This is a genomic window from Streptomyces caelestis, assembly GCF_001279005.1.
In the GTDB taxonomy this organism is placed as follows: Bacteria; Actinomycetota; Actinomycetes; order Streptomycetales; family Streptomycetaceae; genus Streptomyces; species Streptomyces heliomycini.
This window is the reverse complement of the sequence record NZ_LGCN01000235.1, coordinates 23,873-38,020: the sequence shown is the minus strand read 5'-3', so window position 1 is coordinate 38,020 and position 14,148 is coordinate 23,873. Positions and strand designations below refer to the sequence as shown.

Sequence of the window (14,148 nt, the reverse complement as noted above, 5' to 3'; positions counted from 1 at the left end):
GTCCCCGGTGCGGTACATGCGGGTCCCGGGCGGTCCGAAGGGGTCGGCGACGAACCGCTGAGCCGTCGGACCCGGACGGTTCACATACCCCCGCGCCACACCGGCGCCGCCGATGTACAGTTCGCCCTCCACGCCGTCCTCGACGGGCCGCAACTCCCGGTCCAGGACATACGTCCGGGTCCGGTCGATGGGCACACCGATGGGCGGGCGCTCCGTGTGCTCTTCGCACTCCAGGGTCGCCGCGGTCGACCAGATCGTGGTCTCGGTGGGGCCGTAGACGTTGGTGACTTCGCGGGCGCGGTGGCGCAGGTCCCTGGCGAGCCTGGTGGGCAGCGCCTCGCCACCCACCAGGACGCGCACCCCCGACAGGTCCACCGGTTCCTCCAGCAGTACCTGCCACAGTGAGGGCGTCGCCTGCATCGCGGTGATCCGCTGCCGCTCGATCAGCCGGGCCAGCCGGCCGGGCTCCCGCTCCGCCTCGGTGGCGAGCACCAATCGGGAGCCGCTCAGCAGCGGTACGAACAGCTCCAGCGCGGCGATGTCGAATCCGACGGTCGTGACGGCGAGGAAACGGTCCTCCGGCCGGAGCGCGAGCCGCTTCGCGAAGGAACGCAGCAGGTTGAGGATGTTGGCGTAGGTCACCGCTACCCCCTTGGGCGTGCCGGTCGACCCCGAGGTGTACAACGTGTAGGCGATGTCCTGCGGATTCGGAGGACGCACCCGCAGGAGATCCGCGTCGGGTGCGGACGGGACGTCCGCCGGCCCCGGGACGCGGAGTTCGTCGAGCAGGAGATGAGGCAGGCCGCGGAGGTCGCCGGCGCCCGGGACAGGGGTGCCGGAGACGGCCAGCACCAGTGCCGGTGCGGCATCGCGCAGGATGAGGGCATTGCGTTCGGCCGGATGCCCGGGGTCGACGGGCACGTACGGCACCCCCGCCTTCGTCGCGGCGAGCAGGGCGACGACGAGCCGCACCGAACGCCGTAGACCGATCGCCACGGGGTGCTCGGGTCCGGCGCCGTGCGCGAGGAGCAGCCGTGCGAGGCGGTCCGTCTCCTCATCAAGCTGTCCGTACGTCAATTGCTCGCCCGCGCACTCCACGGCGATCGCGTCGGACCGCCGTCGCGCCTGCCACGCGAACAGGTCGCCGGGGGTGACCGCGTCGCGGTCCGCGGGCTGCCTCATGCCTCGCCCCGGGCGTCGGCCGTGTCCATGGCCCGTGCCAGGCTCCGAGGCCGCATGTCGGTCCAGTGCGCGTCCACGTAGGCCACGCACGCCTCGCGCGAGGCGTTGCTCAGCACGGCGGTCCAGCCGTCGGGCACCGGGGTGTCGGCGGGCCACAGTGAGTGCTGGTCCTCGTCGTTGACGAGGACGTGGAACGAGGCGTCGGGATCGTCGAAGGGGTTGCCCATGGAAGTTCCTCCTGTGGTCATGCCTGTGTGGACGCGGGCGCCCTCAGGACCTGCGACAGCAGCCGACCGACGTCGGCGACCGCCGTGCCGAACATTTCGTAGTGGCCGCAGTCGACGTGCAGGACCGTGACGCGCCCGCCGACGTGCGGGCCCCAGCCGCGGTCCGGCCGGCTGTCGTGCGGCGAGCCGTCGGCCGCCGTCACGAGGACGAGGTCGCCGTCGAACAGGTCCGGCACGAAACGGCTCATGAGGCGCACGTTGTTCACCGCCACGCCGACCGTCGACCGTACGTCGCGCGGGTCGGCGTCGCTCAGCGGCGCGAAGCTCCGGCGCAGTCGCCCCACCAGCACGTCGTCGACGACGCCGGGGGTGATGCCGGCGCCGTGCGCGCCGTCGAAGAAGCCGTGCAGCGCGTCCGCCGGCACCTCCTCCTGGCCGGCCGGCTCTCCCACGTCCCCGGTGCCGGGGTAGCTGTCGAACACCACCAGGAGGCCCACGGCCTCGCCGGCCGCCCGCAGCCTGGCGGCCATGGCATGCGCCACTTGTCCGCCGAAGGACCAACCGAGCAGATGGTAAGGGCCCGTCGGCTGAGCCTGCCTGATCCGCCGGACGTAGTCGTCGGCCATCTCCGCGACGCTTGCGGGGAGTTCGGACGCGTCGTCGTCCGCTCTCAGGCCGCGGGCCTGGAGGCCGTACACGGGCCGTTCGCAGTCCAGGTGTTCCAGCAGCCTGAAGTAGCACCAGCTGAGGCCCGTCCCGGGGTGGACGAAGAACAGCGGGAGGCCGCTGCCCTGTGGGCGCAGGGGCAGCAGCGGGGCCAGCCCGTCCGGCTCCGCGTGGCCTTCGGCCAGATGGCGTGCCAGCGCGGCCGCCGTCGGACGCCGGAACACGGTCTGGACCGAGATCTCCGCTCCCAGGACCTGCCGCAGACGGCGGACCAGCCGGATGGCGAGCAAGGACGTGCCGCCCGCGCGGAAGAAGTCGTCGTCGACGCCGATGCCCGTCAGGCCCAGCAGTTCGGCGAAGACCTCGACGACGGCCCGCTCCTGCGGAGTCCGCGGGGCGCGGCCCCCGGCGGTCCCGGGGGACGGCGGAGGCGGCAGGGCCGCGCGGTCGAGCTTGCCGTTGGTGGTGAGAGGGAAGCGGTCCACGACCACGATGTCCGAGGGCAGCATGTACGCCGGCAGCCGGCCCGCCAGATGTTCGCGCAGCCGGCCCGGCTGCGGGACGGCTCCGGCCGTTTCGCTCCCGGACGGGCCGCACGCCGGTGTGACGTAGGCGACCAGCCGCTGTTCGCCGCCGTCGGAGCGGAGTACCGCGCAGACGGAGCCGACCTCCGCCCGAGCGCCCAATACACTTTCGATTTCGCCGAGTTCCAGGCGCTGCCCGTGCAGTTTGACCTGGGTGTCCTCGCGTCCGAGGTATTCGATCGAGCCGTCCGCACGCCACCGGACGATGTCGCCGGTGCGGTACATGCGTGATCCGGGCGGACCGAAGGGGTCGGCGACGAACCGGGACGCGGTCAGGGCGCTGCGGCCCAGATAACCCAGGGCCAGTTGAGCGCCCGCGAGATAGAGCTCGCCGGGGAGACCGGGGGGACAGGGCCGCAGCGTCTCGTCCAGGACGTGGACGCGTGTGTTGTGCACCGGCTTGCCGATCGGCACCGGGCCCCGCTCGCCCGGCCGGCAGCGGTGCCACGTCACGTCGACGGCCGCTTCGGTCGGCCCGTACAGGTTCTCCAGGGCGACGCCGGGCAGCAGACGGTGGAACGCGTCCGCGGTGTCCCGGGAGAGCGCCTCCCCGCTGCAGAACACCCGGCGCAGCCCGGTGCAGGCCGCGGCGGCCGGCTCGGCCAGGAAGTGGTTCAGCAGCGAGGGCACGAAATGCGTGACCGTCACGCCGTGTTCCCGCACCGTGCGGGCCAGACGCGCCGGGTCCCGGTGGTCGCCGGGCCGGGCCACCACCATGGCGGCGCCCTCGCGCAGCGGCCAGAACAGCTCCCAGACGGACACGTCGAAGCCGCAGGGGGTCTTGTGCAGCACACGGTCCCCGGACGTGAGCGGGAAGGTGTCCTGCATCCATCGCAGGCGGTTGTCGATGGCCGAGTGGGAGACGACGACGCCCTTGGGAAGTCCGGTGGACCCGGAGGTGTAGATCACGTACGCCGGGTCGTGCGGAGCGGGCGGGCGGGTCGTCCTGCCGCGAGCCACCGGCGGCAGCGGCTCGTCGACGAAGACGGCGGCCGGCCCGTCGTCGGGCAGCGCCGCACAGGTGGTGCGATCAGTCAGTACGCAGGGCGACTGCGCGTCGCGCAGCATGTGGGCGAGCCGCTCCACCGGGTGCTCGGGGTCCAGGGGGAGATAGGCGCACCCCGCCTTGACGACGGCGAGAACCGAGACGACGAAGTCGGCCGACCGGGGCAGAGCCAGCGCCACCACCGTTCTCGGTCCCGCACCGATGTCGTTGAGGTACCGGGCCAGCCGGTCGGCCCGTGTATGGAGTTCGGCATAGGTCAGCGTTCGCCGGCCGTCGATGACGGCCGGCGCGTCCGGGGTGCGCAGGGCCTGGTCCGAGAGCGCCTCGGGAAGCGTCGTCACCGGCAGCTCGCGCCGTGTCGCGTTCCAGTCCTCCATGACCAGGCGCCGCTCCGCCTCCGTGAGCAGGCCGATCTCGCTCACCCGCAGGGAAGGGTCCGTGGTGACCGCGTCGAGGACGGTGAGTAGTCGCGAGACGATCGACTCGGCCGTGGAGGCGTCGAAGAGATCGGTCGCGTACTCCAGGTGGCCTTCGATGCCCTGCGCTCCACCCCGCTGCCGCTCGACGAGTTGGAAGGTGAGATCGGTTTTCGCGGTCGGCAGCGGGGCCAGCGGACGGACGGCGGCCCGCACTTCACCGAAGTCCGGTTCCTGCGCCGGGTCGCTCTCGAAGCTCATCATCACCTGGAACAGGGGATTGTGCGCCAGTGAGCGGACCGGGTTGACGGTTTCGACGACCAGGTCGAACGGCAGGTCCTGGTGGGCGTAGGCGTCCAGATCGGCCTTCCGCACCCTTCTGAGCACCTCGGCGAAGCCGGGATCGCCCGAGAGATCGACGCGCAGTACCACCGTGTTGACGAAGAAGCCGACGAGGTCGTTCAAGGCCTCGTCCACGCGCCCCGAGACGGCGGAGCCGATCGCGATGTCGGGGCCGGATCCCAGCCGGGTCAGCAGCACGCACAGGGCGGCGTGCACCACCATGAACGGGGTGCACCGGTGCTCGCGCGCCAGCTCCGTCAGCGCGTGGTGCAGCTTGGCGTCGCAGTTGAAGGGGACGGCGGCGCCCCGGTGGCTCGCCACCGCCGGCCGCGGCCGGTCGACGGGCAGCGGCAGGGGAGTGGGCAGGCCGGCCAGGGTCCGCTTCCAGAAGGCGGCCTGCACGGCGTGCAGACTCCGGGGGTCCTGCGCGTCCCCCAGCAGCTCCCGCTGCCATAAGGTGTAGTCCGCGTACTGGACCGGCAGCCCGTCCCAGGACGGCGCGGACGACCGGCCGACCCTGGCGCGGTAGGCCGTCGACACATCACGCAGCAGGGTGTCGACCGACTGGCCGTCCATCGCCGCGTGGTGGACGACGAGCAGCAGGACATGGTCGCCGGGACCTGTCTTGAACAGGGTCGCGCGCAGCGGGAGCTCGGAGTTGCCGACCGCGACGGGGACGGCCGCAGCAGCCATCAGTTCCTCGTCCAGCCGGTCCGCGTCGCACGGGACGAGCGGCATTCCGGGGTGGCCGGCGTCGGAGTCGAGGACGTCCTGGTACGGCTCACCGTCCCTCTCGCGGAAGACGGTCCGCAGCGGTTCGTGCCGCTGCACGACGTCACCCAGCGCGAGCCGCAGGGCGTCGACCCGCAACGGCCCGCGCAGGCGCAGAGCAAGGGGCAGGTTGTATGTCGCTCCGGTTCCCTCCACACGTTCGAGGAACCACAGCCGTCGTTGGGCGAATGAGAGGGGCAGCACGACGAGCCTCCTGATCAGCGGGGGAATCACAGGCGTGCGGGGCGTTCCACTGCTCGTGGGAGTCAGGCCGGGACCGCGCGCTCCAAGGCCCTCCCGCATCGTCGAATCAGCGCGTCCGGGCTGCTCACGGAGTCGCCTGCCAGCCGCTGCAGTTCCTCGTCGTACCAGTTCAGGAGAGCGTGCAACCGCGGGGCGGGAACCAGGCCCGGGTCGGCCCGCACGACGACCGGCATCTCGGGCCCGCCGAGCACCTTGACGTCGAACCGGGGGCCGATCTGGCGGTGGGGACGGGTCGCCTCGACGCGGCCGGGACGATCGGCGCCGCCGGAGGGGGCGGTCTGTGTGACGTCGTGGGCCAGGAAGTTGTAGAAGTGGTCGTAGCCGGGCGCCCTCCCGCGTTCCGCGCGCACCAGGGCGTCGACTTCGTCGATGTCGTACGAGCCGAAGCGATAGGCCTTCAGCGCGGTGCGCTGCACGTGGCGGACGTAGTCGTCGAACGTGCGCGGCGCCGGATCGGTGTCGAGCATCATCGGCGCATACTGGTTCATGGAGCTGACGACGGTCCGCCAGGGCGGGCTGAACCGGTTGCTGGACTGAAGCGTCATGACGACCCGTGTGGTCTCCTCGATCACCGCGACGGCGAGGGAGGTCAGCGCCAGCAGCACGTCGTGCGGTGCCAGTCCGCGCTGCTTCGCGACATCGGCCAGCGAGGCGCGGGCGCGAGGCGAGCGGAGCACCGCCTCGATGCGTCCGGGGCTGCCGCCCGCCGCGTCGGGCACCGGGAACGTGTCCGCGGGCAGCGCGGCCAGCAGATCCCGCCAGTAGCGCAGGACGGCGTCGCCGCGCGCCCGGCCGGCGGCCGACTGCTGGGCCAGGGCGAGTGCGGAGGGCTGTGGGGGCCTCTCCTCCAGCCAACGCCGGCCCTCCGAGCTGTCCCCGCCGATCAGTGCGGTCAGTTCCGCGCGGAGCCGTCCCATCGCGAAACCGTCGGCGACGATGTGGTCGGTCGTGATCACCGCATGCGTGGGTCGTCCCCCGTCGGTCACCAGGGCGAAGCGGCGGGCGTGTTCACGCGCGCGGTCGATGCGGTCGCGGGCCAGTTCCCGTCCGGCCGCCGCGGCCTCGTCCGCCGTGCGAACCGGCCGTTCGACGGTCTGCACAGTCACCTCGCCGGCCGCCGGGTCCACCACCTGGACCGGCCCCCGTGCGGTGTCCGCGAAGCGTGTGCGGAGCGACTCGTGGCGCTCGCAGAGCACGCCGAAGGCGGCCACGAGCCGGTCCGCGTCGCAGTCGGCCGGAGTCCCCACCACACCGGTCAAATACGTCTCCGGCCACCGCTCGTGGGGCCAGTCGGCCATGACCCGCCAGACGGAGAGCTGTCCGAATGTCAGAGGAGCGCTGTTCGCCGTCGCCATGAGGTTCTCCGCTCTCTCACACATCGTCGAGGGACGCCTTCTCACGGCTGCCGCGCTCCAGCACCTGTAGCAGGTACAGGGCGAGCAGCACCAGCACGGCCGCCTTGAGCAGTTCCCAGCACAGCAGTCCCGGCGCCCCTCCGGCCCCCGACAGCACACGGCGGGCGGCCTCGATCCCCTGCGACATCGGCATGGCGTGACCGACGGCGGCCAGCCAGCCGGGGAGCCAGGCGAAGGGGATGTTCACGCCGCACAGCAGGAGCATCGAGTACAGCACCACGTTGGCGAGGAACGTGGCCTCGCGGGTCCGCAGCCCGACCGCTCCCACGACGAGGCCGCAGGCGCTGCACGACAGGGCCGTGACCAGCAGGGTGAGCCCCAGCATGGGCAGGGAGCCGAGAGGCACGTGCACCCAGTCGAGCGCCGTTCCGACGCCGAGCATCACCGCGGAGGTGAACGCCCCGGTGAGCACGGCCGGAAGGACGCGGCCACTGAACATGACGGCGCGGTTGGCCGGGGTGGCGAGCAGGGCGGTGAGCGTACCGCCGTATCTCTCGCCCTGGATCGAGTGGGCCGGCGCGAAGAGACCGGCCATCGCGCACGCGTGCAGAGCATTGCCGACCACGTAGTAGTCGGGCGGGTAGGCGCCGAGGTAGCGGCCCAGGTGGACCGCCCAGATCAGTTGGACGACCGGGACGCCGATCACGGTCGGGATGAACGCCGACGGCCGCAGCCAGCGGAACAGGGCGAGGTAGGAGCGCCAGCCCGCCACGAAGAACAGGCGCCACGTCACTGAAGGGCCAGCGTTCCGCTGGAGCGTGCCAACCATTCGAACCTCCTCTGCAGCAGCAGCGTGATGGCGAGGTAGACGCAGGTGAGCAGAAGGCACATGCCGATCGCCTCCGCCGCGCTGCCGTTGCCCACAGCCGCTCCGGTGAGCGCCTTCACGCCCCAGGTGGGAGCCAGCAGGTAGGAGATCTTCTGCACCGGGTCGGGGAGGGTGGAGATCGGGACGAGCATGCCGCTGAGCATCCACACGGGGAACTCGAAGAAGTTGGCCAGCGACTGTGCCGTCGGATACAGGATGAAGGCGGAGGCCATGAGGAGGCCGAGCATGCCGAGTGCGACGACGGTCACCGGTACCGCGACGAAGAAGAGCATCGGGTGCTCCAGGTGGAGCGGCATGTCGAAGAGCACGGCACTCCAGCCGAGCGTGACGAGCAGCCCGTAGACTCCCAGGGACGATGTCGCGATCGCGAACGGCAGGGTCACGAGGAACGTCGAGCGGGGGCTGGCGACCAGGGGTTCGAGCAACTGCATCAGCCGCAGCCGGGTGATGGCGTTGCCCGAACCCAGGAGCGTCGAGGACCACATGCCCATCAGCGCCGCGCTCAGGGCCACCGACATCGGGGCGTCCTGCTTGCCGGAGCCCCGGAACATGTAGAAGGCCATCGAGGCGAAGATGAGGGGGAGCAGTATGGCGAGGAAGACGTACAGCCGGGTCCGGATCAACTGCCTCATCTCGTACCGCCACGCACGAGCGAGGAAGCCGGCACTCGTGCCCAGGCGGTCCAGCCGTCCCGCCGTCACCGGCGGTCCTGGGAGATGAGGGAGACGTACGCGTCCTCAAGGGTCGGCTCGCGCTTGGAGACCTGAATGACGGACAGGCCTCGCAGTTCGGCGAGGACCGCGGCCGTCACGTCCGTCTCCTGGCCACTGTGCACGTCGAGGGTCTGGCTGCCGCCGTGCTCCGTCAGACCGACCGAGCGGACACCGGGCAGGGCGCGCAGCCGGCCGACGTGGTCCTCGCCCACGCCGCTGACGGTGACCGTGAGGACCACCTGACCGTCCGTCTGCTTCTTCAAGGAATCCGGAGTGCCCTCAGCGATCTTCGTACCGTCGCGCATCACCGCGACCCGGTCGCACAGCTCGTCGGCCTCGAACATGTAGTGCGTGGTGAGCAGCACACTGCGACCGTCGCGCACCTGTTCGCGGATGAGAGCGCGCAGTTCACGGGCCCCGACCGGATCGATGCCGTTGCTCGGCTCGTCCAGGATCACGACGTCCGGATCGTGCAGCAGACCGCGGGCGATGTGCAAACGCTGCTTCATTCCGCGGGAGAAGGATTCCACCCGTTTCCGTTCGTTGCCGAGAAGGCCCACCATGTCGAGCAGGTCGCGAATCCGGGGCTTTTGCTCCCGGTAGGGGATGCCGTACAGATCCGCGAAGAGCAGCAGATTGTCCACGGCCGTCAGGCGCGCGTAGAGCCCCGCGTCGCCGCCGAGGATGACACCTGTCACCCGACGCGCGGTCTGGGGGTCGCGCACGACGTCGTGACCGAGGATGCCGGCCTTACCGGAAGTCGGCAGGAGAACGGTCATCAATATCTTCGCCGTGCTGGTTTTTCCCGCCCCGTTCGGCCCGAGAAGGCCGACCATCTCGCCCCGCTCGACACGGAGAGAAAGTCCGTTGATGGCGTGTTTCACACGGCCCTGAGGCCCTTTGAAGGTGCGTGTCAGGTCGTCGATCGCGATTGCCGGTGTAGCAATACTGTCCAGCATTTGGACCTCTCGCCCCTCGAGGTCGGATGGCACCTCCATGCCTCCACCGCGCTTTGGTCGAGGACTGACGGGATCGTAAGGCGTTGATCCGGCCGACATCAACGGTGAAAGTTGATGTCGGCCGGAAAGTTCCCCTCGGCTCGCGCCATGACCGACGTATCGCCTTGCCGTTTCCTCCACTGTGCCCCTTTTGGTCCCTCGATGGCATTCCGGTGTGTGGCCTGATCTGGAGCTCTCCTGTCTGCATCCGTCGAGATGGGAGTGAGGGGAGAGGGTGCAATCCGGCCAGTCGTTACCAAGTCTTGCTGTGGGAAGAGTGGTCGTCTATCGTTGTGCCGATCAAGAAAAGCGATGGCAGTTTTTTTACCCACAGAGACTTAAATTCCTCGCTGCTTGAGGCGGTTCTGTGAGTGTGTTTGCGCCCGGTTCTTCAGAAATGTCGAGGGGTATTCATAATGCAGCGCACTAGTTATCCGTCATTTCGCTCCGTACTCGACGGCACGAAGGACGGCGTGGTGCGTGTGGCCGGCGCGCACGACGCGCTGGGCGGCCTGCTGGCGGAGGAGGCCGGGTTCCAGGCGGTCTGGTCCTCCTCCCTGGAGGTTTCCTCGTCACGAGGTCTTCCCGACGCGAGCCTGCTCAGCATGTCCGAGTACCTTCAGGTGGCCGCCAACACGCAGAAGGCATTGAGCATTCCGGTCGTCACGGACTGCGACACCGGCTACGGCGGCATCCTCAACGTCGCGCACATGGTCCATGAGTTCGAGGCCGCCGGCCTGACCGCCGTCTGTATCGAGGACAAGCAGTTCCCGAAGCGGAACAGCTTCGCGAACGGCGGCCAGCACCTGGAATCCGCCGAGGAGTTCGCCCGCAAGATCCACACGGCGAAGCGGGCGCAGTCCGGTCCGGAGATGTTCGTCATCGCCCGGACCGAGGCCATGATCAGCGGCCTCGGTGTGGAAGCGGCACTGGAGCGCTGCCGCCGCTACGCGGACGCCGGCGCGGACGCGGTCCTCGTGCACTCCAAGCAGAAGACACACGACCAGATCATGAGCTTCCTGGACGGCTGGGACTTCCGGTGCCCGGTCGTCATCGTGCCGACCACGTATCCCGACTGGCACATCGACGACATCAAGAAGGCCGGTATATCGGCCGTGATCTACGCCAATCACGGTCTGCGCGCCACAGTCAGCGCCCTGCGCAGCACCTATCGCTCGGTCTACGCGAACGGCGACACCACGGCGGTCGAGGATTCCATCGCGTCGGTGCAGGACGTCTTCGCGCTCCAGCGCTTCGATGCCTGGTGCGAGCTCGAGGCATGAGGCTTGAAGCGGACCCGCCGCGACGCCAGGCGATGAGAGGTCGGAGTTGGCCATAATCTCCGCAGCGGACGAACTGCTCGACACCGATGTCTATCTCAACCTCGACCCCGTGGTCGGCATCAACGTGATGCTCAAGTGCGAAGGCTTCAACTTCGCGGGATCGGTGAAACTGCGTACCGCGGTCTCCATGGTGACGGAAGGAATCCGCAGCGGAGTCATCAAGGACACGACGACCCTGGTGGAGTCCTCCTCGGGCAATCTCGGCGTGGCCCTGAGCGTCGTCGCGGCGGCCAGATCGCTGAGGTTCGTCTGCGTGACCGACCCCAAGTGCAGCCCGACCACTATGAAGCTCATGAAGGCCCTCGGCAGCGAGGTGGAGGTGGTCGACGGCCTCGACGCGAGCGGCGGCTACCTCGCGGCGCGCAAACGCCGGGTACGGGAACTGTGCGAGCAGCACGCCGACTATGTCTGCCTCGACCAGTACCAGAACCCGGCGAGCTGGATGGCCCACTACGAGCTGACCGCACCACTGATAGCCAAGCAGTTCCCCGACCTCGACGTCCTGTTCGTCGGCGCGGGAACCGGCGGCACACTCGCCGGGTGCGCGCGATTCTTCCGGGAGAACTTCCGCCGCGTGCGGATCGTGGCGGTCGACAGCGTGGGGTCGGCCAACTTCGGGATGCCCGCCGGACCCCGCCACATCCCTGGCCTGGGAGCCAGCGAGACCATGCCCTTCGTCACCGACGGACTCGCCCACGACCTGGTGCGGGTGACGGAGACCGACACGGTGCGCATGTGCCGACGGCTCGCGCGCCGGGGCGTCCTCGCCGGCGGCTCCACCGGCACGGTGGTGAGCGGAGCGGAGAGCTGGCTCGCCCGGCAGGACGCCGCCGACACCCTCACCGCCGTGGCGCTCGCCCCCGACCTGGGCGACCGGTATCTCGACACGCTGTACGACGACGACTGGGTCGAGGGCACGTACGGCCCCGGCGCGTCAGGTCCTGACAAGTGCCCGCCCGCCGGTCCGGGGACACCCGCCCGCCGGCCGGGCGAAGAGAGGCAGCAATGACGGAGGAATCTGTGAAGCGCAGTCCGAGCACCTGGCCGGAACCTTCGGAGGCATCGGAACTCCCTCCGTTCGCCCGGCTGCTCCTGGTGCTGGCCCGGCTCCGGCTGGACGCGGACCACCTGGCACTCGCGCGTTCCCTCGCGGCCCGCGACGACCTCGACTGGGGGGCGTTCCTCGATGCTGCGGCCCGGCACAAACTCCTCCCGCTGGTCGGCCGCCACGTGCACACCTACCGGCTGGACCGGGCCGTCGAGGGGACGAAGGGTTTTCCGTACCCCTGGGTCTTCACCACCGGCCACGTCGGAAACCGGCAGCGCAACCAGGCACTCCATGACGAGTTCGGTCTCGTGTTCAGGGAACTGGCGGATGCGGGTGTCCCCTACGCCGTCCGCAAGGGCTTCTCCCTGGCCGAGGACGTCTACCACGACATCTCGGTACGCCGGATCAGCGACCTCGACCTCCTGGTCGACCGCGCCGACGCGCCCGCCGCCCGCGACGTGCTGACACGCATGGGCTACGTGCAGGGGAACCTGGCCGCCGACGGCGACAGGATCGAACCCTTCAAGCGCGAGACCCAGCTGTTCTGGCGGCTCAACCTCAGCAATCAGCTGCCCTACCTCAAGCCCGGGAACCGGCCCGACGTGCCGGAGTACAACGTGGACCTGTGCCACGACATCTTCCAGCGCAAGTCCGGCCGCAGCGCCGGCGCCGCCGAACTGCTCCGGCGCAGGGTTCCCGCCGTCCTGTGCGGTACCGACACATGGGTGGCCGCGCCCGTCGACGCTCTCCTCGACCTCTGCTCCCACCTGCACAAGGAGGCCACGAGCCTGCGGTTCATCGAGGACAGCGTGGATCTCCAGATCAGCAAGTTCCTGGACGTCGGGCTGTTCGCCGCGAGGCTCACCGGCGCCGAGTGGGGCGACTTCACCGACTGCACCAAGCAGTACGACGCGACGGAAATCGCCTACTACGCGCTCCACCACACCGACGTCCTCTACCCCGGCGCGATCCCGGCGGAGGTCCTCGACGGCCTGCGCCCCGAGGACACCGGCTACCTCGACCAGTACGGAACCCTGGACGGCCGGACCGCCCGCTGGTCGCTGCCCTTCCTGGAACGGCTCTTCGACTCCCGGCGTGGCCGGGACAGTGCGCAGTCCAACGTCCCCCACGCCTGATCCGCAGCCGCAGCCGCAGGCCCAGCGAAAGGAGAACCGGCAGTGGAGCCCTCCGCCCGCACAGCACCGGACACCCGCGTCGGCCGTGCGTCATCCAGGGCACTCGACGCCTCCGTCGTCGCCGCAACCTTCGCGCAGGCCGGTTTCGGACCGTTCACAGGTGTTCCGTGCTCCTTCCTCGGGCCGTTGATCAGCGCGCTGGAGTCGGAATACCCGCGGGCCTATCTCGCCGCGGCCAACGAGGGTGAGGCGGTGGCGATTTCGGCCGGGGCGCGGCTGACCGGCCGCCGGCCCGTCGTCATCCTCCAGAACTCGGGTCTCGGCAATGCTGTCAATCCGCTGACCTCGCTGTGCCACACGCTGCGCCTGCCCGTTCTGCTCCTGATCACCTGGCGGGGCGAGCCCGGGCACAAGGACGAACCGCAGCATCAGCTGATGGGGGAGATCACCCCGGACCTGCTGACGGCGATGAAGATCCGCCATGAGGAATTCCCCGGCAGCGCGGACCAGTTGGGCCCGGCACTCGCGAGGGCTGTCGACCACATGGACGGCACCGGGCTTCCGTACGCCTTCCTTGTGCACAAGGGCGCCCTCGCACCGTATCGGCGGGTCCGCGACGCACCCCGGGCCGCGGCCGCGCCGATGCTGCGGGCGGAGGCGATCACCACTGTCGTGGACGCGGCAGCACCGGACACCCTGGTGGTGGCGACCACCGGCAAAACCGCGCGGGAACTGGAACGTGACCGGGACCGGCCGGCCAACCTCTACGTGGTCGGCTCCATGGGGTGTGCGTCGAGCATCGGCCTGGGCGTCGCACTGGGCGCGCCCGAGCGGGACGTCATCGTCCTCGACGGCGACGGGGCGGCACTGATGCGGTTGGAGGCCATGGCGACCATAGGGCGACAGGCCCCTCGAAGGCTGCTGCACATCGTCCTGGACAACGAGGCCTATGAATCGACCGGTGGCCAATCCACCTTCTCGGCGGGAGTGGACTTCTGCGCTGTGGCCGTGGCCTGCGGCTACGCCAGCGCCGCCGACGTCAGCGACGCTTGCGGCCTGCGCGCGGCGACCGAGCGGGCGCGCGCGACGCCCGGTCCGCACCTCGTGCGCGTCCGCATCCGTCCGGGCTCCGATCCCTCGCTCGGTCGGCCGGCTCTCGCCCCGCCGGAGGCGGCGGCCCGTTTCGCGGGGGCCGTTCTCGGCTGAGA

At 70.0% G+C, this 14,148-nt stretch carries 11 protein-coding genes; 4 read left to right on the top strand and 7 right to left on the bottom strand.

Annotation, left to right across the window (positions count from 1 at the left end):
* From ADK41_RS30960 to ADK41_RS30930, 7 genes are all read right to left on the bottom strand, one after another.
* The coding region (locus ADK41_RS30960; RefSeq protein ID WP_051843640.1) for an amino acid adenylation domain-containing protein at positions 1-1,182 on the bottom strand (1,182 nt) is incomplete at its 3' end.
* On the bottom strand, positions 1,179-1,409 hold the full coding sequence (locus ADK41_RS30955) for an MbtH family protein (protein ID WP_030835979.1): 231 nt from the start codon (positions 1,407-1,409) through the stop codon (positions 1,179-1,181). The genes ADK41_RS30955 and ADK41_RS30960, both read right to left, overlap by 4 nt.
* Before the next feature lie 17 nt (positions 1,410-1,426).
* Positions 1,427-5,398, bottom strand: a complete 3,972-nt coding sequence (locus ADK41_RS30950) for a non-ribosomal peptide synthetase (RefSeq protein WP_051843638.1) — start codon at positions 5,396-5,398, stop codon at positions 1,427-1,429.
* A 62-nt stretch (positions 5,399-5,460) separates the two neighbouring features.
* Complete coding sequence (locus ADK41_RS30945; protein WP_037805278.1) at positions 5,461-6,813, bottom strand: condensation domain-containing protein; 1,353 nt, start codon at positions 6,811-6,813, stop codon at positions 5,461-5,463.
* A 16-nt stretch (positions 6,814-6,829) separates the two neighbouring features.
* A complete protein-coding gene (locus tag ADK41_RS30940; protein WP_030835974.1) occupies positions 6,830-7,606 on the bottom strand; it encodes an ABC transporter permease in 777 nt (258 codons plus the stop codon).
* Entirely contained in the window at positions 7,603-8,334 is a 732-nt protein-coding gene (locus ADK41_RS30935; protein WP_030835971.1) for an ABC transporter permease, read from the bottom strand. The genes ADK41_RS30940 and ADK41_RS30935 overlap by 4 nt, the downstream gene beginning before the upstream one ends.
* Positions 8,335-8,399: 65 nt before the next feature.
* Complete coding sequence (locus ADK41_RS30930) at positions 8,400-9,413, bottom strand: ABC transporter ATP-binding protein (protein WP_234319151.1); 1,014 nt, start codon at positions 9,411-9,413, stop codon at positions 8,400-8,402.
* Positions 9,414-9,829: 416 nt separating this feature from the next.
* Here ADK41_RS30930 and ADK41_RS30925 point away from each other — a divergent pair, with 416 nt between their 5' ends.
* The 4 genes from ADK41_RS30925 to aepY are packed head-to-tail and all read left to right on the top strand — an operon-like array spanning position 9,830 to position 14,146.
* Positions 9,830-10,696 (top strand): isocitrate lyase/phosphoenolpyruvate mutase family protein, encoded by an 867-nt coding sequence (locus tag ADK41_RS30925; RefSeq protein WP_030835965.1) that lies wholly within the window; start codon positions 9,830-9,832, stop codon positions 10,694-10,696.
* 46 nt (positions 10,697-10,742) lie between these two features.
* On the top strand, positions 10,743-11,765 hold the full coding sequence (gene sbnA / locus ADK41_RS30920; RefSeq protein WP_051843634.1) for a 2,3-diaminopropionate biosynthesis protein SbnA: 1,023 nt from the start codon (positions 10,743-10,745) through the stop codon (positions 11,763-11,765).
* Positions 11,766-11,776: 11 nt separating this feature from the next.
* Positions 11,777-12,940, top strand: coding sequence for a nucleotidyltransferase family protein (locus tag ADK41_RS30915; protein ID WP_063756627.1), 1,164 nt, complete (start codon positions 11,777-11,779; stop codon positions 12,938-12,940).
* Between the two features lie 42 nt (positions 12,941-12,982).
* Complete coding sequence (gene aepY / locus ADK41_RS30910) at positions 12,983-14,146, top strand: phosphonopyruvate decarboxylase (protein ID WP_078662208.1); 1,164 nt, start codon at positions 12,983-12,985, stop codon at positions 14,144-14,146.
* The last annotated feature ends 2 nt before the right edge of the window (positions 14,147-14,148 follow it).

Bases quoted from the DNA above. Each gene is read 5' to 3' on its own strand.
- ADK41_RS30955 (WP_030835979.1), bottom strand. From the start codon at position 1,409: ATGGGCAACCCCTTCGACGATCCCGACGCCTCGTTCCACGTCCTCGTC.
- ADK41_RS30935 (WP_030835971.1), bottom strand. From the start codon at position 8,334: ATGAGGCAGTTGATCCGGACCCGGCTGTACGTCTTCCTCGCCATACTG.
- ADK41_RS30930 (WP_234319151.1), bottom strand. From the start codon at position 9,413: ATGGAGGTGCCATCCGACCTCGAGGGGCGAGAGGTCCAAATGCTGGAC.
- ADK41_RS30925 (WP_030835965.1), top strand. From the start codon at position 9,830: ATGCAGCGCACTAGTTATCCGTCATTTCGCTCCGTACTCGACGGCACG.
- ADK41_RS30945 (WP_037805278.1), bottom strand. From the start codon at position 6,813: ATGGCGACGGCGAACAGCGCTCCTCTGACATTCGGACAGCTCTCCGTC.